Here is a 24,683-nt window from a genome sequence, read left to right on the forward strand (position 1 = left end):
ATTAATGGCCTGAAGCTGTTATTTTCGTTTTACTCCTCTTCTGCCTGGTGAATATATTAACGATAATGAATAATGCTGCCAGCATCGGAATAGTGGCCGCGATAATATATGCGCTGAGGCTGTCGCCGGCGCCCAATCCGGCCATTAGCGCCCCCCCGAGGCTAAAAATAGCGACGGAAATCATGCCTATCATTGCCGATACTGAACCTTTTCCATGCTCGCTGGAAAATAACGTGAGGCGATACAGCGTGGCGTTGCAAATGCCCAGGCCAAAAGCATAAATAGCCATGCCGATAATCAGCGCAATAATATTTTGCCATATTAGCGTCATGACCAGCGCCAGCATTATGCCGATAAATACGGGAGAGAGTGAAAAGTATAATAACTGCTCCGGCTTAAATTTTTCAGCGGTAACGTTAAGGACAATATTCCCCGCAATCAACGCCGCAAAAACAGGTAATTGCCATAGCGCGTACTCCAGCATACTCATTTGCAGATGATGCACCAGCAGCAGCGGGGAGAGCGCGATCCACGCCATCAGCGGCAGCCCGACGAGGCCAAGCGCAACGCTGCCGGATATACAGCGTGGGTTCCTAAGCAAATCGCCATAAGCGCGCGCGAGGGTTTTTACCTCGAGCGGCTGACATTCAATTTTACTGCCATCCTGGCGTACGACGCCGATCGTCTCCGGCATCCAGCGTAGCAAACCGAACCAGGTGAGCGCCGCCATCAGCGCGATAGCAATAAAAAGCGTGCGCCATGACAGGTATGCAAGCACAACGCTACCGACCAAAGGGCCAAACAGCGGCGACAGCAGCGCGATATTGGCAAACAGGGCAATTAAGCGGATCGCATCCGATTCGTTGAATGCTTCCTGCAGGGCCGGATAGCTCACCACCACCACAAACCCCAAACCTATTCCCTGAATAAACCGCAGGAGAGTAAAAACCTGGATATTGTCTACCCATGGCGTGGCCAGGCAGGAAACAGAAAAAAGCGCACAGCCGATGAGTAATAAAGGCCTGCGGCCAAATCTATCCGACGCCGGTCCAATAAGCCACTGAAAGCTGACGCCGCCAAGTAAATAGGCATTAAGTGACCACGGTACGTAATGCGGTTGAGCATTTAAATCTTTAATAACCGTTAGCATTCCCGGCATTACTACATCGCTGGCGACATAAGTTAACAGCTCGAATGTTGAAAGAAATAAACAGAAAAATAAAGCGTGCCGTGAAGAAACAGGCAGTAGTGAGTTATACATAAAACCCTGTTATTAACATATTCCATTATTTTGCTTTTATATCACTCCCTCTTTTTAAAAACTTTTATCAAGTGATTCTTAGTTGATAAATATCAATGAACAGACCGTGTTCATGTTTGTTTTAACTGCGAATTATAATTCCGATACATACTTCATATTTTAATTAAAAATAAATCGAATGATTTATGGGGATTAAATGTGCGTTTTCCAGACGCTGCGTTATTTTTCCAGGGTTGAGCGATGAAGTCATTCATCTATCAACCATATGATTTGTATAGGGTAAACCTGTCGGATTCAAATATATTCAGCTTGGTGAATCACAGCGCATCTTCGTCTCTTTCTTATGGGGAAGGGGGCGTTTAATTTACCGCCACATTGAATAAACGGTCTTGCTGCCTCTCATTTCGTTGTGACGTATCATCAGGCGCCGAGGGCCGCGGTGTTCAGGTATTGCCGCGCGGCGTCGCTCTTGCTGGACGCCATGCCCGTATTGCGGGACACTAGCCGCATTCTCCCGCGAAGACAGGGATACTTATGTCGCTGAAAGCCATTGCTAAAGAACTTGGGATCTCGGTAACGACCGTCAGCCGTGCGCTAAACGGCTATGATGACGTGTCGCAGGAGACGCGCGCCCGTGTGGAGGCCGAAGCCCAGCGCCGTGGATATCGGCCAAATACTTTCGCCCGCCGCCTGAAAATGGGCAAAATCGACGCCGTTGGCCTCGTTTTCCCCGTGCGTCCCGCGCCGTTGAATAACAACGTCTTTCTCGAAATGGTGGGAGAAATCAGTCACGAGCTGGCGCGCTATGAGATTGATTTACTGCTGATTGCCGACGATGAGCAGGCCGATAAGCACGGCTATATGCGTATGGTGCAGAGTCGTCGCGTCGATGCGCTGATCGTGGCCCATACTCTGGACGACGACCCGCGCCTGATTCAGCTGCTCTCTTCCGGCTTTCCTTTTCTCGCCCTGGGGCGCAGCCGCCTGCCGCAGCCCTACGCCTGGTTTGATTTCGATAACCAGGCGGGAACGTACCGCGCCACCCGTCATCTGATTAGCCAGGGGCATCAGCGCATCGCGCTGCTGAGCGAAAATAACAATCAGGCGTTTATTACCCAGCGCCGCAACGGTTACCTGCAGGCGCTGCGCGAAGCGGGCCTGGCGGAAACCTGGCTGCGCAGCGTACCGCCCACCCGCCGCGGCGGGTTTCAGGCAACGATGGAACTGCTGCGCTTGCCTGAACCGCCAACGGCGATTGTCACCGATTGCAACACCCACGGCGACGGCGCGGCGATGGCCCTGGCTCAGCTCGGACGCCTCACCGGCGCCGATCGCGTCTCGCTGGTGGTTTACGACGGCTTGCCGCAGGACAGCATCATCGAAACCCCGGTGGGCGCGGTGGTTCAGTCCACCCGGCAGGGCGTGGGCCGCCAGATTGCCACCATGGTCCGCCGCTTAATCGCCGGCGAGGATCTGGCCTCTCTCCAGGTGCTCTGGCAGCCTGAATTTATTCCTGGCGAAACCGCCTGATTCCCCTCCCGTCAGATTAATTTCCTGAACTCGATCACGGATCCGAAACGTTTTGGTTGGCATCCGAAACGTTTCGGATCAACAGTAAGGCATTCCTTGTTGTGGAGATGTCTCATGTCTGATTCGATTTTACGTCTGCAAAGCGCAGCGGCTGATGTGGTGATCAAAACCCGTCCGTTCGCCGAAATTATCTACTGGGGGCCGCATTTAAGCCACTTTACGCCGCAGGATGCGGCCAGCATCGCCCGCCCGGTGGCCAATGGCCGCCTCGACGTCGATTCCCCGGTGACCTTAATGGCCGAACTGGGCCACGGCCTGTTTGGCGCGCCGGGCATTGAAGGCCACCGCCAGGGGCTGGATGCCTCACCGATGTTTACCACGACCGAGGTGGTGCAGGATGGGCAGAATTTAACTCTTCTCAGCGAAGACGCGCAGGCGGGCCTGCGGCTGTGCAGTGAAATTCAGCTTGATAGCAGCGGCGTGCTCAGCGTTCGTCATGGTTTAACCAACCTGCGCCCGCAGCCGTGGCAGGTGGACCGCCTGGCGGTCACGCTGCCGGTCGCCGAGCGCGCCCGCGAAGTCATGGCCTTTCATGGCCGCTGGATCCGCGAATTCCAGCCCCATCGTCTGACCCTTGAACACGACAGCTTTGTGCTGGAAAACCGTCGTGGGCGCACTTCTCACGAACATTTTCCGGCGCTGATTACCGGCAGCCGCGCTTTTAGCGAGATGCAGGGCGAAGTGTGGGGCGTGCATCTGGGCTGGAGCGGTAACCACCGCCTGCGGGCGGAAGTGAAAACCGACGGTCGCCGCTACCTGCAGGCGGAAGCGCTCTATCTGGCGGGAGAAATGGCGCTGGCGGAAGGGGAAACGCTGTGGACGCCGAACCTCTACGCCAGCTATTCGGCGCAGGGGCTGAACGGCATGAGCCAGCAGTTCCACCGCTATCTGCGCGAACAGATTATTCGCTTCCCGGACAACAAACCGCGTCCGGTGCATCTCAATACCTGGGAAGGGATCTATTTCGACCACGACCCGCAGTACATCATGCGCATGGCGGATGAGGCGGCGGAGCTGGGCGTGGAGCGCTTTATCATTGATGACGGCTGGTTTAAAGGGCGCAACGACGACTGGGCGGCGCTCGGCGACTGGTATCTTGATGAGGAAAAATATCCTGACGGTCTGACGCCGGTTATCGACCACGTGAAGTCGCTGGGGATGGAGTTCGGCATTTGGGTTGAGCCAGAGATGATCAACCCGAACTCCGATCTCTACCGCGCCCATCCCGACTGGCTGCTGGCGCTGCCGGGCTATACGCCGATCCCCGGGCGTCATCAGTTTGTCCTGAACCTGAATATCCCCGAAGCCTTTGATTATCTGCTGGAACGGATGAGCTGGCTGCTGGGCGACCACGCGGTGGACTATGTGAAGTGGGATATGAATCGCGAGCTGGTGCAGCCTGCCCATAACGGCAAAGCCGCCGCCGATGCGCAAACTCGCCAGTTCTATCGCCTGCTGGATACGCTGGTGGCCCGCTTCCCGCATATTGAATTTGAATCCTGCTCCTCCGGCGGCGGGCGTATCGATTATGAAGTGCTGAAGCGCAGCCATCGCTTCTGGGCTTCCGACAATAACGATGCTCTTGAGCGCAACACCATCCAGCGCGGCATGAGCTACTTCTTCCCGCCGGAAGTAATGGGCGCGCACATCGGCAACCGCCGCTGCCACGCCACCTTCCGCCAGCACAGCATTGCGTTTCGCGGCCTGACGGCGCTGTTCGGTCATATGGGGCTTGAGCTGGATCCGGTGACCGCCGATGAGCAGGAGCGCGCGGGCTATCGCAAATACGCGGCGCTGCATAAGCAGTGGCGCGATGTCATTCATCACGGCGCGCAGTGGCGTATCGATATGCCGGACGCCACTACCCTCGCGCACGGCGTGGTGAGCGAGGATCGGCATCGGGCGATTTTCCTCGTCAGCCAGCTGGCGATGCCGGACTACACCCTGATGGCGCCGCTGCGCGTGGCGGGGCTGGAAGCGGGCGCCCGTTATGAGGTGACGCTGCTCGACCATCCCGATATTCAGATTACGGGAGAGGGCGGCCATACCATGCGTAAGCTGCCGGAATGGATGACGACGCCGCAGACCGTCAGCGGTGAGTGGTTGCAACAGGCGGGGCTGGCGCTGCCAGTCCTCGATCCGGAAAGCGCCATTTTGATTGGCCTGCAACGCGTGTAATGACGACGGGCCGCGCGTCGGCCCTTTTTGAGGAATACACCATGAACCCGACCGTCTGTACCCATAAAAACAACCCCAATTTCTGGATTTTCGGGCTGTTCTTCTTTCTCTATTTTTTCATCATGGCCACTTGCTTTCCGTTTCTGCCGATCTGGCTATCGGACGTCATCGGCCTGAATAAAACCGAGACCGGCATTGTTTTCTCCAGCCTGTCGCTGTTTGCCATCTGTTTTCAGCCGATACTGGGCGTGATCTCCGATAAGCTGGGGCTGAAAAAGCATCTGATGTGGATCGTGACGGTGCTGCTGGTGCTGATCGCGCCCTTTTTCCTGTACGTTTTTGCACCGCTGCTGAAAACCAATATCTGGCTCGGCGCGCTGAGCGGCGGGGCCTACATCGGCTTTGTGTTCTCTGCCGGCGCCGGGGCAATGGAAGCCTATATTGAACGCGTGAGCCGCAACAGCGGGTTTGAGTACGGCAAAGCGCGGACTTTTGGCTGCCTCGGCTGGGCGCTGTGCGCCACCACGGCGGGGATGCTGTTCAGCGTTAACCCCGAGTGGGTGTTCTGGATGGGGTCGGCCGCCGCGCTGGTACTGGTCGTGCTGGTGGCCATTGCGAAACCGCAGGCCAGCCAGACCGCACAGGTGATGGATTCTTTAGGTGCAAATCGCCCGGCGGTGGATTTAAAAACTGCCGTGGGCATGTTCCGCCAGCGCAAAATGTGGATGTTTATTCTGTACGTCATCGGCGTCGCCTGCGTCTATGACGTTTTCGATCAGCAGTTCGCCACCTTCTTTAAATCCTTCTTTGCTACCCCGGAATCGGGCACCCGCGCCTTCGGTTTTGCGACCACCGCCGGGGAAATATGCAACGCGATTATTATGTTCAGCTCGCCGTGGATTATTAACCGCATCGGCGCGAAGAATACCCTGCTGATTGCCGGCATGGTGATGGCGGCACGGATGATCGGGTCATCGTTCGCCACGACGGCCGCTGAAGTGGTGGCGCTGAAAATGCTCCATGCGCTGGAAGTCCCGTTCCTGCTGGTAGGCGCGTTTAAATATATTACCGGCGTGTTTGACGTTCGCCTGTCGGCGACGATTTACCTGGTTGGCTTCCAGTTTTCCAAACAGGTGGCGGCGATCTTCCTCTCCGCATTTGCCGGGAATATGTATGACCGTATCGGTTTCCAGGATACCTATATGATCCTTGGCGGCATTGCGCTGAGCGTCACGCTAATCTCCGCCTTTACCTTATCGGGTAAGGCAACGTCGGAAAAGATGAGCGATAGCGCGATGACGGTTTAGAAAACAGTCCGATAATTCACAAGGATATGATTGATAAATGAGGAAATATTGACCATGGATATGAAGGAAAGAATGAACAGCGGCGAGCTTTATCTTGATTCAGGATATGAATTACCGCAGCAGCGGCTGATGGGCAAGGCGCGAGCTTACGAATACAACCACTCGCACCCCTTTAATCAGGAATTAAGAAACGACATTATTCAGCGGATGTTCGCTGCCGTGGGCGAGCAGTGCTGGATAGAGCCTCCGATTCATGTGGCCTACGGTACCCACACCACCATTGGCGATAATTTTTACGCGAACTTCAACCTGACGCTGGTCGATGATGCCGACATTATCATCGGCAATAACGTGATGTTTGCGCCCAACGTGACCATTTCCACCGCCGGCCATCCGATTCATCCGGATCTGCGCCATACCCAGCAGCAGTTCTCTCAGCCGGTGATAATTGAAGACGGCGTATGGTTAGGAACCGGGGTGATTATCAACCCAGGCGTCACCATCGGAAAAAACTCGGTCATTGGCGCCGGCAGCGTGGTGAACCGTTCCATACCGGCGAACGTGGTCGCCGCTGGGGTCCCCTGCCGGGTATTAAGAGCGATCGCCGACAGCGATAAAAAGAAGTTTCAGCTGTTTACAGCGTAAATTGTCGCGGTGCCGGGCGGGCGCTTCATGCCCCCTCCCGGGTAGACATCGCGCAATCTGCCTGCGGGGACGCATTTCCGCCGGGACATCATGATGCTTTTGCCTGACTATTCATTGCCCAGGCATTTCTCGCGTTACGCTGAATGCTAATTTTTCGTGAAACTTAGCCCCTTCCATCATAATCAGACAAACGTTTGCCATCGTTATTTTCTCGTTTTTTTTATTCATTTCCTCAGCCTTTTTCAGCTGAGGAGGACAAGCGTTAATATGCTTTTTCAGCGCCTTTTTAATTATCATTTTAGCCATTATTTTTTATGATAATGTGATTTTTTATAGCGTTTTTATGTGGTTTTTATGTGAATAAATTTATAGTTCATGAGTAGAAAAAGTAATGGTTTTTCCCTTGGGTAGGGTATTTTATCCATGCAGAAAATGAGAGTTTTTATGCTGATATATCAGTAGGATATGACTAGTGTAAAAAACGCAAAATGAAATTAACCTGTTGAGTTATAATGATATTTTAATTTTTTTTATTTCCTCGATTTTTGGTGCTAGTATTTTAATTAAGTAATGTCGTAGGCTAAATATGAGAATAAATAATGTTTATTATCGATGATGATTTTGATCGTGGCTCCTTACGTTCCTTTTCGTTTGGCCGTAATACCAAGCCCGCGTTAGCGATTCAGCGTATTTTGCAGGCGCTGCTGCCCGTGAGCACACCGCTTGAGCTGCAGCCGGACGAGCGATTTGAATTTTGCGATACTGAAAATAACGCGAATATATTCCTCCTGCTCGAGGGGACCGGCGTGGTTTGCCATAGTGAAAATAATATGGCGATAACCACGCTATTTTCCCCCTCGGTACTGGGGCTGATTGATGGATATAGTACCTTTTACGACGTAGAGGCCAGGCCGAAGCATTTTTTCTCTGCGGAAACATCTTGCTCTGGTCAATTGGTTCCGCTTGCTAAGTTTGTAGAGATTATGGACGAGCAAAATCTCTGGCATGATATCGCCCGGATTCTGGCCCATCGGTTATTGGTCATGGCCATCCGCGAGAAGGAGTTTATTGGCGTGGAATCATTCATCATGATCCGGACGTTGATTCTGGAACTCGGCTCCTATCCTGAGGAATATCGCGAGCAAATCAACGTGCTCAATTTTATCCAGCGGCGCACCAATCTTTCCCGCAGCGGAATACTGTACGTCCTGTCTGAACTGCGCAAGGGGGAGTACATCAGCGTCCATCGAGGCGTGCTGAAGGGAATTAATAAACGAATTCCTATCGATTTTTAAATAAGTCCATAACAATATATTAACAACAACGCCTGTTTTTTAGACGCACCAGCTCTTTGAATTATTAACATCATGATTTTTATACGTAATTATCATTATTGACTTGCATCATTTTCGAATGTCCAGTTTTGGACGAAAAAATTGATTTAGATTAATAAAATTCTCTGTAAGAATTATTCCCAGGACAACACGGAGTGTCTTCTTATATTTAAACCGTCTTTTTTATCGCCGCAGGGAACGTTCCCTGGGAATGACTTCGGCCATAAAAAAATAAGCGGTAATGAATGAGGGAATACAAAATTAATTTAATGTGTATGGATTAAAAATGAAAAAAGCATTTATGGTAAAAAGCGTCGTTCTGGCAATGGTTATGGCTGGCGGTATCTCTTCTGCAATGGCTGCTTTACCAACCAGCGGTTCTTCTACCACCGTTCAGGGCGGCACCGTTGAGTTTAAAGGCTCTGTTGTCGATGCGGCCTGTGCGGTAACCGCAGATACCAGCAACCAGATTGTGAACATGGGTCAGGTTCGTCTGGCTGCCCTCACCGGTAAAGACTCCGTTGCTAACCAGAAAACCCCGTTCAGCATCAAGCTGGCTGACTGTGATACCACCGTCGCTTCTCAGGCATCTGTGACCTTCGACGGCAACGCGGCGGCGGGTGAAGCTGGCGTGCTGGACAACACCTCTGGCGCGGGTAGCGCGGCGGGCGTGGGCATCCAGATTTATGACAAAGACGGCTCTGCGCTGGATCTGGGCACCGCGTCTCAGGCTGTTACGCTGATCGACGGCGACAACACCCTGAACTTCTCCGCTGACTACTACCAGACTGCGGATACCGCGACTGCCGGTAGCGTGGACACCACTGCCACGTTTAACGTGACTTACCAGTAAGGTCGCGTCAGTCATTTTCATTTAGGGATCCTGTGCCAGGGACGGCGGCTGTGTCATTGAAAGGAGTAGATATGAATTTCACTACACAACGGCTGAAGGCGTTTTCCCTCGCGGGGGCGTTTTTGTTTCCCGCTCTGGCACAGGCGGGCAACCACCACGTGGTAACGGTAAAGGGCGGCGACGTTGAGTTTCAGGGCGCCGTGGTCAATGCCGCCTGCGCGGTGGATGCCGGTAGCGAGGATTTAACCGTTGAGATGGGGCAGGTGCGCTCCAATGAATTTCATGGGCTGGGAAGCTGGACAGATCCGCAGGCGTTTACCATTACGCTGAAGGATTGCGATACCACGGTAAGCCAGCAAGTCAGCGTGGCCTTTCGCGGCCTGACGGATGGCAAAGATCCGGGGGTACTGGCGGTGACCGACGGTGCGCAGAGCGCGCAGGGCGTCGGGTTAGGCATTTTTGATAATCAGGGAAATCAAATTATCCCGAACACGCAGCCGATGAATTTTACCGCTATTCAGGACAATACGACCGTACTCAATTTTGTCGCCAAATATCGCGCGACCTCGAGAACCGTCGTGGCAGGGGATGCAAACGCACAAACCTGGTTCACGTTAACCTATTTGTAATTTCCTGATGCCGTCCGCGGCAAATCTTTATTGTGAAAGGCACTTTATGTCCGTTATTTCTTTTTCCCGCCTGTCTCTGGTGGCGCTGGCCTTAGCCGGTGCCGGTCTGGCCGTGCCCGCGGCGCAGGCGCAAACCGAAGCGCAGGCGCACGCCGCGGCGAACGGCGGGGTATCACTAGGTTCCACCCGCGTCATCTATCCGCAGGGCAATAATCAGGTCTCACTGGCGGTGAATAATACCGACCCGAAGGCCACCTTTTTAATTCAGTCATGGGTGGAAAACGCCAGCGAAAGCAAAAGCAGCGATTTTGTCATCACCCCGCCGCTGTTTGTGATGAAGCCGCAGAAAGAAAATACGCTGCGCATTATGTACGTCGGGCCGAATAATCTGCCTACGGATCGCGAAAGCCTCTACTGGGTTAACGTCAAAGCGATTCCCTCGGCGGCAAAAGACACCAAAGGGAAAAATACCCTGCAGATCGCGGTGCTGAGCCGGATTAAACTTTTTGTTCGCCCGAAAAATCTGCCAATGGCCTCGATTGATGCGCCGGCGAAGCTGCGCTTCCACGAAAGCGGTAATACCCTGACGGTGAAAAATCCCACGCCCTATTATATGACGCTGGTACAGATTCACGCCGGTACCGCAACGTTACCGACGACAATGGTGGCGCCGATGTCGCAGGCGGATTTAAAACTGCCGGCGAACGCGCAGGGAAATATCACCTTCCAGACCATTAATGATTACGGGGCAAACTCGCCCGAACAGAAAGCCATAATAGAATAATAAACAGGTCGGCAAAATAATGACGTTAAAAATAAAATATATCACCCTCGCGGTGATGCAGGTTCTATTTGCCCGGCGTCGGGTATACCGTATTATTTTGCCGGCAACCTTATCGGCAATACCGTTATCCGCGCTGGCGGATAACTATTTTAACCCTGCGTTTTTATCGGACGATCCTAACGCGGTGGCCGATCTTTCGCATTTCGAAAAGGGCGATAGCCAGGCCCCCGGTAAATATCACGTTGATATTTATCTGAATAAGCAGCTGGTCTCCACGGAAGACGTGAACTTTAAAGCGACAAAAGGCGGCCAGGATGATACCGGGCTGGCGCCGTGCTTTACCACCGGGCGCCTGGAACAGATGGGGGTCAATACCAAAGCCTTCCCGGACCTGGCGAAGCTGGCGCCGGAGCAGTGCGTGCCCTTTGCCGCCATACCGGAAGCTACCACCGAATTCGACTTTGAGCATCAGCAGCTGAACATCAGCGTGCCGCAGGCGGCGCTAAAGCAGAGCGCGCGCGGTTATATCCCCCCGGAAGAGTGGGATCAGGGGATCAACGCGCTGCTGCTGAACTATGACTTCACCGGCGGCAACAGCGGCGGTGATAGCAAAGAAGACAGCTACTATCTCAACCTGCAAAGCGGCCTGAACCTCGGCGCCTGGCGCCTGCGCGACTACTCCACCTGGAACTACACCAGCGGCGAGGGCGACACGCAGAACAAGTGGGAGCATATCAGCACCTACGTCGAGCGCACGATCGCGCCGCTGAAGGCGGAGCTTACGCTGGGGGAAAGCTACACCCCGTCGGACGTTTTCGACAGCCTCGGCTTTCGCGGCGTCCAGATTGCCTCCGATGACAACATGCTGCCGGACAGCCTGAAAGGCTTTGCGCCGACGGTCCGCGGTATCGCGAAGAGCAACGCCAGGGTCACCATCAAGCAGAACGGCTACGTTATCTACCAGACCTACGTCTCGCCGGGCGCCTTCGCCATTAACGATCTCTACCCGACCTCGTCGAGCGGCGACCTGCAGGTGACGGTAAAAGAGAGCGACGGTAGCGAAAATACCTTTACCGTGCCGTACTCCGCGGTGCCGCTGCTGCAGCGCGAAGGACGACTGAAATACGCCCTGACCGCCGGTAAATACCGCAGCACCAACGATGATCAGGATGAGGTCAATTTCGCCCAGGGAACGGCGATCTATGGTTTGCCGCATGGTTTCACCCTTTACGGCGGTTCGCAGGTCAGCAACGACTACCACGCCTTCGCGCTGGGCGCCGGGCTGAACATGGGGGATTTCGGCGCGATCTCCGCCGATATCACCCAGGCCAACAGCACCCTCGCCGACGGCAGCCAGCACGACGGCCAGTCGGTACGCTTCCTGTACGCTAAGGCGCTGAACGATCTCGGCACTAACTTCCAGCTGCTGGGCTACCGCTACTCGACGGAGGGGTTCTACACCCTCGACGAGACGACGTATAAAAACATGAGCGGCTATACCGGCGACAATGAGTGGAAGGATGAGGATCACGACGGCAAGCAGGATAAGCCGGTGTGGACCGATTACTACGATCTCTACTACACCAAAAAAGGCAAAGCGCAGCTCAATATCTCGCAGCAGGTCGGCAAAATCGGCTCGATTTTTGTCACCGGCTCCGAGCAGACCTACTGGCACACCGATGAGAAAGATCGCATGTTGCAGGTGGGCTATAACGGCAGCTGGAACGGCATCTCCTATAGCCTGACGTGGAACTATGACAAGTCGCCGGGGGAAGAGGAGGCGGATCAGATCTACGCCTTTAATATTTCGCTGCCGATTGGCCAGTGGCTCTCCAGCAACCATAGCGCGGATATCTACCGTTCGGCCAATACCACCAATATGAGCTTCGGCACCACCACCGACCAGCACGGTAAGACCACCGGGACCACCGGCATCAACGGGACGCTGCTGGCGGATAACAACCTGAGCTATAACGTGCAGGAGAGCGACGGCAACCACGGCACCAGCAACAGCGGCAACGCTAACATGAGCTATCGGGGCACCTACGGTAACCTGCAGGCCGGCTACAACTACAGCGACGGCTACCATCAGGTGAACTACGGGGTGAGCGGCGGCGTGGTGGTCCACCGCAACGGCGTCACCCTTAGCCAGCCGCTCGGCGACACCAACATTCTGGTGAAAGCGCCGGGGGCGGCCGGCGTCGAGCTGGAAAACGCCACCGGGGTGAAAACCGACTGGCGCGGCTACGCGGTGATCCCGTACGCCACCACCTATCGCCAGAACCGCGTAGCGCTGAATACCAACTCCATGGGGCAGAACGTCGATATTGAAGACGCGGTCACCAACGTGGTGCCGACCCAGGGGGCGCTGGTGCGCGCCGAATTTAACGCCCACGTCGGAGTGCGCGCGCTGATGACCCTGATGCATAACGGTAAGCCGGTGCCGTTTGGCGCCACGGTCAGCCAGAAAGCGGGTAACAGCACCATCGTCGGCGACGACGGCCAGGCCTACCTCGCCGGGCTGCCGCTGAACGGCATGCTGGAAGTGCAGTGGGGCGAGAGCGCCGGACAGCACTGCATGGTGAAATATCAACTTCCGGAAAGCGCGAAGCAGCAGCCGGTGAATAAATTAAGTGAAAGGTGCCAGTAATGAAGTTATTTTCGCGGTTGTTTTTAATTCTGGGTATTACACTCGCCGGATGGTCATCGGTGGCGTGGGGTTATACGGGATGGTGTACTGCTGTAAATGGTACCCAGACATTTACGTACAATTTTGGCTCGATGAGTATTACTGATGCATCTCAAAATGTGGCAGGTAAAACATTCCTTGATGCATATACTTGGAACCTAGGTACAACGTTTAACGATTCTTGTGATGCCGATCCATCTATCGCAAATCCGCTTTTTTATTATTCAGCATCTACAGATTTACCTTTAGGACATAATGATGGTAGTTATCAATTTTATAAAATAAATGATTACCTTGAGGTAGCGACATCTGTTTGGCTTGCGGGTACAACAAATACGTATGTAGCAACCCCATGGATAGATATCACATCAGGAGCAGCTTGTGATTGCAGCACTTACGGTACTCAACACTCTGTGGGAACTGGTAGTCAAGGAAAATTATCTCTTTATATCTCTAAACCTTTTGTTGGGACTGTAACTATACCTACGGTTAATGTTGTAAATACCTATATTTCTACAGTTAAGGGAAGTTATTCACCAGAACCAATGTCATCAGTATATATCTCTGGCCAGGTCATTGTCCCCCAAACCTGCTCCGTTAACGCCGGGCAAATCGTGACCGTTGATTTTGGCTCATTTATGTCGGGCGAATTTAAAAATAAAGGCCAGATGCCCGCCGGCTATACGCCGAAAACCATCACCGTGCCGATTAAATGTAACGGGATGGATGCTAATGCCAGCTTAACCCTGCGCTTCCAGGCGGATGCTTCGGCGGATGAACCGGCGGCGATTAAGACCAGCAACGACGATGTCGGCGTGCAGATCACCGATGACAGCGGCAAGGTGATTGAGCCGAACAGCGGCCTGATCCCGTTCCAGCTGGACGACAACCTGCAGGCGACGGTGACCTTCCACGCCGCGCCGATTAGTACCACCGGAAATGCCCCGGCAGAGGGGACCTTTTCGGCGACGGCCTATATTCGCGTTGACTTCGCCTGAGGAAAAAAGATGAAAGCGGCAAAAAAACTCGTTCCCCTGCTGCTGGCGCTCGCGGGTATGCATAGCGCTATCGCCGATGATATTGATAGCGGCCAGGTCGAGCTGGATATGACCGGTACAATCGTCGCGGAAAGCTGCGATATCGACACCGCCAGCCAGAACCAGACTATCCATATCGGCGATTTCAGCGCCGGGATATTTAAAAACGTCGGCGATACCTCGGAGTGGAAGCAGTTTGATATCAAATTAAATAACTGCACCTCGGCGATCAGCCAGTCGACGGTGGCGTTCAGCGGCACGTCGGACGGCAGCGACCCATCGCTGTTAGCCCTCTCCGATACCTCCGGCGGCGGCGGAATGGCCAGCGGCGTGGCGATTGAGCTGCTGGACAGCAGTATGAACACCATTGCGATCAACAGTACCGATAACGCATACCCGATTACCCAGGGAAATAACGACCTGACGTTTCGCCTGCGCTATAAAGCTACCGCGGTGCCGGTCACGCCCGGCAACGCCTCTTCGGTACTCTATTTTGATGTGAGCTATCAATAATGAAAAAGACGATCCTGCTGTTATCGCTATCCGGCTTGTCCTGCTCAGCGCTGGCCCACGACGGCACCGTAAACATTACCGGCACGATCCAGGGAAACACCTGTACCGTGACCACCGATACCGCGAATCAGCAGGTGACCCTGGGCGACATTGCGGCGAAACAGTTTACCGCAGCCGGCAGCGCCTCCCAGCCGGTGGCGTTCACCATCGGGCTGGAAAACTGCGGCAGCGCGGCGTCGGCGGTCTCATTAACCTTTACCGGCGAGGCGGATACGACCAACAGCGCCCTGCTGGCGTTAACCAGCCAGGCGGGCAGCGCCGCGGGCGTCGGGGTGGCGATCTTAGACAGCCAGCGTACGCTGGTGCCGCTGAACAGCGCCAGCCGCCAGTATACGCTCGACCCGCAGCAAACCAGCCAGAACCTCACCTTTTACGGTGAGATGGTAGCGACGAGCAGCCCGGTTACCGCCGGCAGCGTTGACGCCACGACCACCTTTAGCCTGACCTATCAGTAGCCTGTCCATGTTGAGAAAAATCGCTGTACTGCTGGCGCTCAGCGCCTTATCCCTTCAGGCGCAGGCGGGCGTGGTGATCGGGGGGACCCGCTTTATTTATAATGAGGGTAAGCCGTCGATATCGTTCCGGGTGATCAATCAATCGCCCTCGCGCTACTTGATTCTGAGCAAAATCGTTGCCGATGGCGACCCGCACGCGGCGGTGCCTTTTGTGGCGACGCCCCCGGTCTTTGCGCTAAACGGCCATAAAGAAAATGAAATTCGCGTGATGTACACCAGCGGCCAGCTGCCGGCGGACCGCGAAAGTCTGTTTTGGGTCACGGTGGCCAATATCCCTCAGGCCGACAGTCAGCAGCAGAATACCCTGCAGATTGCGGTGCGCAGCCGCATGAAGCTGTTCTATCGCCCGAAAGGCGTACAAGGGGATTCACAGCAGGCTTATCGCCAGCTGACCTGGCGGCGCGAGGGTAAAACGGTAACGGTGCAGAACCCGACGCCGTTTTACGTCACGCTGCTGAATATGCAGGCCAACGGCCAGAGTATCGCCGGGGCCGGGATGGTCGCGCCGCTTTCCAGCCGCTCGGTGGCGTGGTGTCCGGCGCAGGGCGGCTGCGCGCTGCAGTGGCAGACCCTTAACGACTATGGTCGGGCCATGCCAGCCATGCATATTTCGCCCGATGCGCAGGCCAGGAAGGGGCAATAAGATGCAAACAAAACTCGGGGAGGCGCCGGTAACGGCGGCCTCCCGCTGGCTCCTTATGATGCTGGCGCTGATCCTGCTTGGCGTTATGCATATTGTCCTGCCCAGCACCGGCGGCAGCGGCGCCGATTTACCGGAACCGCTGCTGGTCTGGTGCGTGCTGCTGGTCGCGATGGTCGGCTGCGCCTGGTTTTTGCGGCATCAGAGACTGCGCAGCAGCCCGTTCCTGCGCGGCATGGCGCTGGCGGCGTTACTGCTGACGCTGCCCCTGCTCTGGAGCCCCTCCGCCGACTGGCGGCTGGACGCCTTCCCGCGCCTGGCGGGCCTGTGGGCGGGCGTGGCGTTTTATTATCTGCTGCTGAATTGTCGGCTCACGCCGCGTCAGCAGCAGACCGTACTATGGCTGATCGTCGCCGCCACCCTGATTCAGGCGGTCTATGCGCTGGTGGGTATCGGTCATCCGGCGTGGCTGCCGCTGCCGGCGCAGGCGGCGCAGCGCCAGGCCGGTCAGTTCGCGATCGGCGTTTTTCTGCAACGCAACGTCACCGGCTCCTTTATTGCCACCGGCGCCGCGGTGCTGCTGTGGCTGGCGGCCGACGCCCGCTTTGTCTGCCGCAGCGTCGCGAGGGAGAGATATCGTCAGTGGGGAAGCGCGCTCGGGCTCGGGCTGCTCTACGCCACGCTGACCCTGCTGAAATCCCGCACCGGATGGCTGGGCGGCGTGGTCTGCTGGCTGATGATGGTGACCATTTTTTGCTTCTCGCCGTTACGCCGCTCCGCCGCGCGCGGGGCACGCTGGCGTGTCGTACTGGCGCCGGTGGCCGGCGTGCTGCTGGGGCTTGCCCTGCTATCGGTCTCGTTACTCAACGCCCTGCATGAACATGACGGCTCGAATCTTGAGCGGGTTTTTATTCTGCAGCAGACCTGGAAAATGATACTGCAGCATCCGATCGTCGGCTGGGGCTACGGGGGATACGCCTGGTCCTTTGCCCATTTCGTGGCCGATAGCGTCCCGCCGTTGTCCCGCCGGGTCCCGGGGTTAACCTATCCGCATAATGACCTGCTGTTCTGGTGGGTCGAGGGCGGAGCGGTCGCCCTGCTCGGGCTGCTGGTGCTGGGGGTTAGCGGATTCAGGCTACTGCTGCGCCGCCCCGGCGTACGGCAGCTGGCGCTGCTGGCCTGCCTGATGCCCATTTTGCTGCACACGCAGCTGGAGTATCCGCTGTATCAATCGCCGGTACACTGGTTGCTCGTTCTTATCCTGGTCAACCTGGCCGATCGCTGTCCGACCGGCGAACAGGCGCCGCTGTCCGCATTCACCGCTCCCTCCACGCGGCCGGTGCCCTGCGCGCTGATGATCCTGGCCTGCTACGGCGCGCTGCTCACCGGCTGCGCCTTCTGGCAGGGGCACTATCTGACCGCTTTTCAGCAGTCGCCGCAGCGTTTTGCCAGCCGCGTACTGCGGCTGCATGACATCGGCATCGGCAGCGAAAGGCTGCGTAAAGATCGGGCGCTCAGCTATATCATCCGCTATCAGTCGAGCGCTAACGTCGAGGACCTGGAGGCTTTCAACCAGCTCGGCAGGCGCTGGATTGCGGTGTGGAACGACGCCGATATGTACAACAATCTTATTAACGTCGAGCGGTATCTTGGGCAACAGAAAAATGCCCGGGCTTTGCGCGAGGAGGCCCGGCGGCTCTATCCTGAGGACCGGCGTTTTTCATCGTAGTGCCGATGCCGGTTATGACCGCGGGCTCAGCGTCGCAGAGGCAGCTGAGCCTTTTTACGTATATTGCCGGTCGGGGCTGAAAAAGCATTGATCGAATATAATTAGCAGTGTAATTATCTCCTGTGGTTTGAAATTGATTTCAAAAATGCCCAACACAGGAGTGTTACCCCATGGACGCACGTCAATGCACTGCCGCAGCGGTTTTACTTCTCGCCTGCACTTCTTCTTTTTGCTACGCCGGCCATACCGGAAAAGTCCGCTTCATTGGCACCGTTGTGGAGTCGGGATGCTGGAACACGCCCGGCCAAAATGAATTATTCTGTTATCGCGATAAGACCATTTCTCATTATTCCGCGGCGCACGTCAGCAGCGTTTCGCTGGATGTCAGTAATGCGGTGGTGCAAAAAACATTTCTTGATAAACAAAAGCAGCTTGAACAGTTAACGATTAATTACTATTAAGTTTAATGACATTTAAATATCTTCAGCTCATTGGGTTGAAGATATTTATCTCGTCAGAAAATTAAGATGTTAGCAAGAAATTACATAATTTTATTATTCTTACAATCTACGACCACTTTATCGCTGCGAATTTATTGAATCACCACATATTCCTCTATACTATTCCTCATATGTTTTACGCAGAAAAGAAATAATATATGGCTAAGGTGGTTTTATTTCCGCAGATCGCTTCTTCGCTGGAGTGGTTAAAAGGGCATGGCGATACAATTCTTCAGTATGGCTGGAACGTGATTGCCGCTTGTATTCTCTTTTTTATCGGCCGGGTTGTCTCAACCTTATTATCTAAAGGTATCGAGAAAATACTTCTGCGGCGCAGGGTAGATATTACCGTTATCCATTTCTTTGCCGCCCTGGTACGCTATATCACGCTGGCGTTTGCGGCTATCGCCGCGCTTGGCCGCTTAGGCATAGAAACGTCCTCAATTATTGCGGTTATCGGCGCGGCGGGGCTGGCGGTGGGGCTTGCGCTGCAGGGATCTCTATCAAACTTTGCCGCTGGCGTACTGCTAGTCACGCTACGTCCTTTCCGGGCCGGAAACCTGGTGCAGATCGGGGCCATTACCGGAGTGGTGGAATCCGTACATATATTTTCTACCACCTTGCTCACCGCGGATAATAAAGACGTGGTGATCCCGAACGGCAAAATTATCGCCGACAGCATCGTTAACTATTCGCGCCATCCATTTCGGCGTATCGATTTGATGATTAGCGTCGGCTACGATAGCCGGATTGCGGAAGTGAAGCGCGTTATTCTGGCGGTCATCGATGCTGACAGACGCATCGATCGGCAGCGTGACACCACCGTTCGTCTGGCCGAACTTGGCGCCTCGTCACTTAATTTTACCGTGCGCGTGTGGGTGAAAAACACCCATTACTGGGATACCTATTACGATCTGCTGGAGAATATTAAAGAGGCGCTGGACGAACATCATATTGCGATTCCTTATCCGCAGATGGATATTCGCGTGGCCGGCACCGTACCAACGTTATCCTGATGGCTGAGATGATATGAATCCGAAAGTGATGGGTTGTATGGCTGTCTGTTTTCTGCTGACGGGCTGCGGCAGCGTCATGGGAAGAACCACTCTGGCGGAGGGCGAAACGTGGTATCCAGGGGTTAAAACGGATATCGCGGTGATCCGCGGTGACAGCGAGTATGATTATAATTATCTTCAGGGCACATTATGGACCCTGGATACGCCGCTGTCGTTTATTGGTGATACGCTGATGCTGCCGGTTGATTATTTCCACGGCCCTTGGTTAATTCACTCTGCAAAATAAAATATATTATAAGATGGTGTTTATTCATTATGAGTTCTATTTTACATGTGGCCGTAATGTCTCCAAATCGTTATTTCTGCCTGGGGCTGAATAGCCTGCATGAACAAAAGGCGATGCCCGCTATTCAGCTGCACTTTTGTCACGACCTGAAGTCCTTAAAAGCATTAATGGAGAGCGTTACGCTCTCCGGCGTGCTAATGGAAACGTTTGGTGAAGGAGAGAACATCTACGATGCGTTTGTTTTTGGCGATTATCTAAAAAGGCAGGCCAGAGACATCGCCGTGTTTGTTTTTCGCTCATTCTGGAGCAATCTTTCTGATTTGCCGCATTATGCGCGCTATCATGTTTCCTCAACTGAAGATGAAATATGGGAATATTTGAAATTAATACTGAGGGGCTATCAGCGAAATAATTATATCTCCCGCTGGGAGACCCTGCTGACCCATAAAGAGTATCAAGTGATCAGAATGCTGTGCTGCGGAAAGCAGTATCATCACATAGGGAAATCACTGGGTATTACGATTAAAACCGTGAGCACGCATAAAATCAAAGCGCTGAAAAAACTCGGCGCGCCCAGCATGTCATCTTTAATTCTACAATTTAAACGCTAATGGTCGCGTACGGCGTAGCAGGCTGCCGTGGCCGGGCGTGCATAGACCATCCGCGGATCCCCGCATGCTGCGTATTTATCGCGCCAGCCAACGCCATCCCGCAGCAATAGCATAATCTCTTATTCTCCCTTCCTGTATTCTGCTTTCCTGTTGATGGTGCTCGTAATATATTCTCGCCTGGTTTTAATAAAAACCCATAATAGGGCTATGAAATTGCGAAGGCTAAACGTGATTCCATGTAACAAAGCAACATGTGAACTGGCTTACATTTTCAACCGCGCTCGCCATTTATAGTGAGCGCCAGTGTTAGGGGGCGTATTCAATCATCATGGCATCCATTAAAGACGTAGCGAAAAGAGCGGGGGTCTCGACGGCGACCGTATCGCGAGTGCTCAACAATCATCCCAGCGTCGTGCCGGAAACGCGGCAGGCGGTGCGTGATGCGATGGATTACCTCTGCTATGTCCCCAGCAAGAGTTCGTTTCAGCTTAGCGGGAAATGTTCAGGGCTGATTGGTGTGGTTTTGCCTAATCTGGTGAATCCTCACTTCTGCGAACTGTTGGCGACGGTAGAAGAAGAGGCCCGGTATATCGGCAAATCGGTGATCGTTAAAACGCATCAGAACCAGCCGCAGCAGGATAAACATATTATTCAGACCTTAGTGGGGATGGGCATTGACAGCTTGCTATGGGTGCCGACAGAAGCTGAAGCCGAACTTTCAGAATGGTTAAGTATTACCCGGATCCCGGTTGCCGTTGTCACTCAGGTGTCCCGGTTCTTTAATTCCGTATCGATTAACCAGGATCGGGGGGCGGAAAGTATTGCGGAACATTTTATTCATACGGGCCATCTTTCATTTGGCTTTGTTGCCCAGGAAGGGGTGGATAGCCGCAAGGTCTCGTCGTACAGCAAAAAAATAGCGAGTCACGGTTTAAAGCTTGCGAAAGATAATTCGTTCTGGATAGCCAAAGGCGAGGGTGAAAAGATATCAGGCCATATTAGTATTCTTGATGACATTATCGAGAAACTCAGCGAGCCGACGCGAACCTGTACATGTCTGTTAGTGTATAACGACATTGCGGCAAACTATATTATCGATGGGCTAAAAGAAAAGAGCATCTCCGTTCCTGAAGATATTGCGATTGCCAGCTTTGATAATACCCTGCTGGCGCAAACTAAAAAAATCACCAGCGTTGCACAGCCGGTAAATGAAATTGCTCACCTCGCGTTTCAGATGGTGAAATATCAACAGCAGCCGGACAGTATTGAAATGCACGAAATTGTCTCGCGGTTAATTATCCGTGAGAGCAGCGTAAAAATTAATATTACTTCCCTGTAAGGGATTTATGTTTAGAAATGGCGCGACAATTTGCGCCATGGGCTCCTTTTAACAAAAAATAGGTATATTTATGTCTGCTACCGCAATGGAAAAGCCAAGCGCTTATGAAAAGCTGGGGCTGAGGGAGAAGATCGGCTACGGCATGGGTGACGCTGGTTCAGGAATGATATGGAGCGTACTGGCGCTCTATCTGACGTGGTTTTATACCGATGTATATGGCCTGAACGCCGGGGTGGTGGGCACATTATTCCTGGTTATCCGCATCTTTGACGCTTTTAGCGATCCGCTGATGGGGGCCATCTGCGACCGCACCGTCTCGCGCTGGGGTAAATTCCGCCCATGGTTATTATGGATGGCGTTTCCGTTTGGTCTGGGCGCGGTACTGATGTTCACGACCCCAGAGCTCAGCATGAACGGCAAGATTATCTATGCCTGGGTTACCTATCTGGTCATGTCGCTGATTTATACCGCGATTAATATTCCCTATTGCTCGGTCGGCGGCGTCATTACGCTCAATCAGAAAGAGCGCATGGGCTGCCTGTCGTGGCGCTTTTTCCTTAATGGCCTGGCAACATTAATTATCTCCTCCTCTATTCTGCCGTTAACGGACTGGCTGGGTAACGGCGATCGTGCGTCCGGTTTCCAGCTAACCATGATCATTATGGGCGGTGCGGCAACGCTGATGTTCCTGTTCTGCTTTTCCAGCATTAAAGAGCGGGTGGTATCGGTTAAGCAAAACGAGTCGTTGAAGAAAGACCTGCGGGATATTATCAAAAACGATCAGTGGCTCTTGATGATCACTATTACCTTCCTGAACGTTTTCCCGGCATTTATCCGCGGCGGCGTCACTATCTATTATGCTACTTACGTCATGAAAGAGTCGGTCGGATTTATTACCTTCTTTATGGCGCTGGGCGTGGCCTGTAATATGCTGGGCAGCGTGCTTGCCAAACCGCTGACCGATCGCTTTGATAAGCTGGCGCTGTTCCGCATTATTAATATTATTCTCGGCATTCTCTCATTTGCGCTGTGGTTTGTTGATCCGCAATCCCTGACCCCGCTGATGACGCTATTCATCATTATTAACGTTCTGCATTTAATTCAGTCTGGCCCCATTTTGTGGGCGATGATGTCCGATGTCGATGACTACGGCGACTGGAAATTTGGTAAACGCCTGACCGGCATCTCCTTCGCGGGAAACCTGTTTATGCTCAAAATGGGGCTGGCGGTCGCCGGCGCTATCGTCGCCTGGATTCTGGCGTTTACCGGCTATGTCGCGAATGAGCCGCAGCAAAATTCGCAGACGATTCAAGGCATTATCATGATGTTCTCACTGCTGCCGATGGTGAGTTATTTCATCAGCGCGTATCTGGTGCGCTACTTCAAGCTGAATAACGCGTTCCTTGAGAAAATCAAAACGGATCTTGCAAAACGTGAGCTGGAAAAAGGTCGCGGTCAACCACAGGAGGTTCAGGATGTCCCTGTCATTTAATATTAAACAAGGTCAGCGCATTGATTTGTGGCTGAAAGCGTCCGAACCGGCGGCGCAACCCCTGTTTTCTATTCGCGTGAACGGTCAGGTTGTATTTAAGATTCAGGAGGCGCCGCGCTACTTCCAGTATTTTACCTGGACCTCGTTTCAGGACGGCGTTGCCACCCTGGAGTGGCTGCCGGAATATAGCGAGATATCGCTTTGTTACACCTGGCATCCGGATTCACTGCGCGCGCGCGGCGTCACCTTTATCGCGACAGCCGGGCAGGATTTGCGCCTGATGAGCGGTCAGGATGTTGCTGACGAGTATCTGCGGGAGCCGCTGCGCCCGGCATTGCATTTCTCGCCGCGTACCGGCTGGATGAACGATCCTAACGGGCTGCACTATAAGAACGGCGAGTGGCATCTGTTTTACCAGTATCATCCGCACTCCAGCCAATGGGGCCCCATGCACTGGAATCATGCGGTGAGCCGCGATCTGTATCACTGGCGGCATTATCCGGTTTTCCTCCAGCCGGAGCAGAATCTTTCCGCGCTGGGCGCGACGGGCGGCGCGTTTTCCGGCAGCGCGTATATTGATAAACAAGGAAAAACCCGCTTCTGGTATACCGAACGGCTCCCGGCTTACGATCTGTATCGCGGCTACCGGGAAGTGCAGAAAATGGCCGTTGCGCACGACGACTACGATAAGCCGGAATGGGTGAAAACCGTCTTAACCGACCTGCCTGCGGGCGTGGACTGCGATTTCCGCGATCCAAAAGTGTGGTACGAAGAGGCCGATGCCACCTTTTATATGATCCTCGGCGCGTCGGTAAACGGCGATCCGGCGATGCTGCTCTTTCACTCTGCGGATAGTGAACGCTGGACGTTCCATCATGTGCTGTATGTCGCTCCCGGCTATTTTCGCGAAAACGGCGGTCGCTGCGTCGAATGCCCGGATTTCTTCTGCCTGGATGGCGTATGGGTATTAATTATCGGCGTCGTTGGCTACAAGGAGCCGACAACCGGGCGGCATAATTTGCTTTTTGCCCAGACCGGTACTTTCCGGAACGGCTATTTCACGCCGTCCGAGCAGCCGCTACAGACTTTAGATTTCGGTACGGATTTCTACGCCCTGCAAACCTGGGGTGAGGACGACCGAAGAATCGGTTTTGCCTGGTTATATAACTGGGCGACGCAGAAACCGGTGGATTCCGCTTACTCGGGGGAAATGTCGCTCCCGCGTCGCTTTCATCTCAATGCGCAGCAGCGGCTATGCATGATGCCGGAGCTGCCGCCGGAATCATTGGTCGTCAGCCGCCATGCGCTGGATGACGGTGATATCTGGGTTAATGAGAAAGGCTGTAAAGCCGGCATTGTAACCTTTATGCCTGCCGGTGGTTTCCGTTTGACGTTAACGGGCGATAGCGGTCAGCAAATCATCCTCGAACAGGAGGGTAAAAATCTGACGCTATATGAAAAAGGCCGGGACGATGGGCGTTACCGCGCGCCGGTGCCCAGCGTCAGCGACGTCACGCTGTGTTTTGATGCCGGGATTGTTGAGGTCTTCGCAAATCAGGGCAGCGTATGCGGTACGCGACGCTATTACTCATGCAGTCAGCTCACCCGGATCCAGCTCTCCGGCGCGCCGGCACAGCTTACGCAATATCGCTCGACGTATTCGCAGGAATAAGCA

The 24,683-nt window shown here is 54.0% G+C and carries 23 protein-coding genes; 21 read left to right on the forward strand and 2 right to left on the reverse strand.

From position 1 onward, the window contains the following. Window position 1: 1 nt before the first annotated feature. Window positions 2–1,150 (reverse strand): MFS transporter, encoded by a 1,149-nt coding sequence (locus tag BJF97_RS00305; RefSeq protein ID WP_236945565.1) that lies wholly within the window; start codon window positions 1,148–1,150, stop codon window positions 2–4. A 645-nt stretch (window positions 1,151–1,795) separates the two neighbouring features. Here BJF97_RS00305 and BJF97_RS00310 point away from each other — a divergent pair. From BJF97_RS00310 to BJF97_RS00325, 4 genes are all read left to right on the forward strand, one after another. Further along, window positions 1,796–2,791 (forward strand): substrate-binding domain-containing protein, encoded by a 996-nt coding sequence (locus BJF97_RS00310; protein WP_014227388.1) that lies wholly within the window; start codon window positions 1,796–1,798, stop codon window positions 2,789–2,791. Between the two features lie 114 nt (window positions 2,792–2,905). Continuing rightward, on the forward strand, window positions 2,906–5,029 hold the full coding sequence (locus BJF97_RS00315; RefSeq protein ID WP_032693303.1) for an alpha-galactosidase: 2,124 nt from the start codon (window positions 2,906–2,908) through the stop codon (window positions 5,027–5,029). Window positions 5,030–5,070: 41 nt separating this feature from the next. Beyond that, on the forward strand, window positions 5,071–6,336 hold the full coding sequence (locus tag BJF97_RS00320) for an MFS transporter (RefSeq protein WP_014227390.1): 1,266 nt from the start codon (window positions 5,071–5,073) through the stop codon (window positions 6,334–6,336). Between the two features lie 54 nt (window positions 6,337–6,390). Further along, entirely contained in the window at window positions 6,391–6,981 is a 591-nt protein-coding gene (locus tag BJF97_RS00325) for a maltose acetyltransferase domain-containing protein (protein WP_032693301.1), read from the forward strand. A 111-nt stretch (window positions 6,982–7,092) separates the two neighbouring features. Here the strand turns inward: BJF97_RS00325 and BJF97_RS00330 are convergent, their stop codons facing one another. After that, window positions 7,093–7,287: a hypothetical protein gene (locus BJF97_RS00330; protein ID WP_032693299.1), complete on the reverse strand. Its 195-nt coding sequence runs from the start codon at window positions 7,285–7,287 to the stop codon at window positions 7,093–7,095. Window positions 7,288–7,580: 293 nt separating this feature from the next. Here BJF97_RS00330 and BJF97_RS00335 point away from each other — a divergent pair, with 293 nt between their 5' ends. The 17 genes from BJF97_RS00335 (at window position 7,581) to BJF97_RS00415 (ending at window position 24,680) form a co-directional block, all read left to right on the forward strand. After that, window positions 7,581–8,276 carry a winged helix-turn-helix transcriptional regulator gene (locus BJF97_RS00335; protein ID WP_014837019.1) on the forward strand — a complete coding sequence of 232 codons (696 nt, stop codon included), beginning with the start codon at window positions 7,581–7,583 and terminating at the stop codon, window positions 8,274–8,276. A 325-nt stretch (window positions 8,277–8,601) separates the two neighbouring features. After that, complete coding sequence (locus BJF97_RS00340) at window positions 8,602–9,168, forward strand: fimbrial protein (RefSeq protein ID WP_014837020.1); 567 nt, start codon at window positions 8,602–8,604, stop codon at window positions 9,166–9,168. A 71-nt stretch (window positions 9,169–9,239) separates the two neighbouring features. Continuing rightward, window positions 9,240–9,797, forward strand: coding sequence for a fimbrial protein (locus BJF97_RS00345; protein ID WP_014227395.1), 558 nt, complete (start codon window positions 9,240–9,242; stop codon window positions 9,795–9,797). A gap of 46 nt (window positions 9,798–9,843) precedes the next feature. After that, window positions 9,844–10,581, forward strand: coding sequence for a fimbria/pilus periplasmic chaperone (locus BJF97_RS00350; RefSeq protein WP_014227396.1), 738 nt, complete (start codon window positions 9,844–9,846; stop codon window positions 10,579–10,581). Between the two features lie 19 nt (window positions 10,582–10,600). Further along, a complete protein-coding gene (locus BJF97_RS00355; RefSeq protein WP_077253344.1) occupies window positions 10,601–13,231 on the forward strand; it encodes a fimbrial biogenesis usher protein in 2,631 nt (876 codons plus the stop codon). Continuing rightward, window positions 13,231–14,268, forward strand: coding sequence for a fimbrial protein (locus tag BJF97_RS34630; protein WP_177341176.1), 1,038 nt, complete (start codon window positions 13,231–13,233; stop codon window positions 14,266–14,268). Before BJF97_RS00355 ends, BJF97_RS34630 begins: the two co-directional genes overlap by 1 nt. Window positions 14,269–14,277: 9 nt before the next feature. After that, entirely contained in the window at window positions 14,278–14,820 is a 543-nt protein-coding gene (locus BJF97_RS00365) for a fimbrial protein (protein WP_032693297.1), read from the forward strand. Then, window positions 14,820–15,335 carry a fimbrial protein gene (locus BJF97_RS00370; protein WP_032693296.1) on the forward strand — a complete coding sequence of 172 codons (516 nt, stop codon included), beginning with the start codon at window positions 14,820–14,822 and terminating at the stop codon, window positions 15,333–15,335. The genes BJF97_RS00365 and BJF97_RS00370 overlap by 1 nt, the downstream gene beginning before the upstream one ends. Window positions 15,336–15,342: 7 nt before the next feature. Continuing rightward, window positions 15,343–16,038, forward strand: a complete 696-nt coding sequence (locus BJF97_RS00375; RefSeq protein WP_032693295.1) for a fimbrial biogenesis chaperone — start codon at window positions 15,343–15,345, stop codon at window positions 16,036–16,038. 1 nt (window position 16,039) lies between these two features. After that, window positions 16,040–17,764 carry a PglL family O-oligosaccharyltransferase gene (locus BJF97_RS00380; protein WP_223240660.1) on the forward strand — a complete coding sequence of 575 codons (1,725 nt, stop codon included), beginning with the start codon at window positions 16,040–16,042 and terminating at the stop codon, window positions 17,762–17,764. 170 nt (window positions 17,765–17,934) lie between these two features. Further along, a complete protein-coding gene (locus BJF97_RS00385) occupies window positions 17,935–18,225 on the forward strand; it encodes a hypothetical protein (RefSeq protein WP_032693294.1) in 291 nt (96 codons plus the stop codon). A gap of 197 nt (window positions 18,226–18,422) precedes the next feature. Next, window positions 18,423–19,280 (forward strand): small-conductance mechanosensitive channel MscS, encoded by an 858-nt coding sequence (gene mscS / locus BJF97_RS00390; protein WP_014837029.1) that lies wholly within the window; start codon window positions 18,423–18,425, stop codon window positions 19,278–19,280. 13 nt (window positions 19,281–19,293) lie between these two features. Beyond that, window positions 19,294–19,566, forward strand: a complete 273-nt coding sequence (locus BJF97_RS00395; protein ID WP_014227406.1) for a YceK/YidQ family lipoprotein — start codon at window positions 19,294–19,296, stop codon at window positions 19,564–19,566. Window positions 19,567–19,595: 29 nt separating this feature from the next. Beyond that, window positions 19,596–20,177 carry a helix-turn-helix transcriptional regulator gene (locus BJF97_RS00400; RefSeq protein WP_032693292.1) on the forward strand — a complete coding sequence of 194 codons (582 nt, stop codon included), beginning with the start codon at window positions 19,596–19,598 and terminating at the stop codon, window positions 20,175–20,177. A gap of 328 nt (window positions 20,178–20,505) precedes the next feature. After that, window positions 20,506–21,516 carry a LacI family DNA-binding transcriptional regulator gene (locus tag BJF97_RS00405; protein ID WP_032693291.1) on the forward strand — a complete coding sequence of 337 codons (1,011 nt, stop codon included), beginning with the start codon at window positions 20,506–20,508 and terminating at the stop codon, window positions 21,514–21,516. A 70-nt stretch (window positions 21,517–21,586) separates the two neighbouring features. Beyond that, window positions 21,587–23,008 carry a glycoside-pentoside-hexuronide (GPH):cation symporter gene (locus BJF97_RS00410; RefSeq protein WP_014837032.1) on the forward strand — a complete coding sequence of 474 codons (1,422 nt, stop codon included), beginning with the start codon at window positions 21,587–21,589 and terminating at the stop codon, window positions 23,006–23,008. Continuing rightward, complete coding sequence (locus tag BJF97_RS00415) at window positions 22,992–24,680, forward strand: glycoside hydrolase family 32 protein (RefSeq protein WP_032693290.1); 1,689 nt, start codon at window positions 22,992–22,994, stop codon at window positions 24,678–24,680. The genes BJF97_RS00410 and BJF97_RS00415 overlap by 17 nt, the downstream gene beginning before the upstream one ends. Window positions 24,681–24,683: the final 3 nt, after the last annotated feature.

The organism is Klebsiella sp. LTGPAF-6F (assembly GCF_001753185.1).
Classification (GTDB): domain Bacteria; phylum Pseudomonadota; class Gammaproteobacteria; order Enterobacterales; family Enterobacteriaceae; genus Klebsiella; species Klebsiella michiganensis.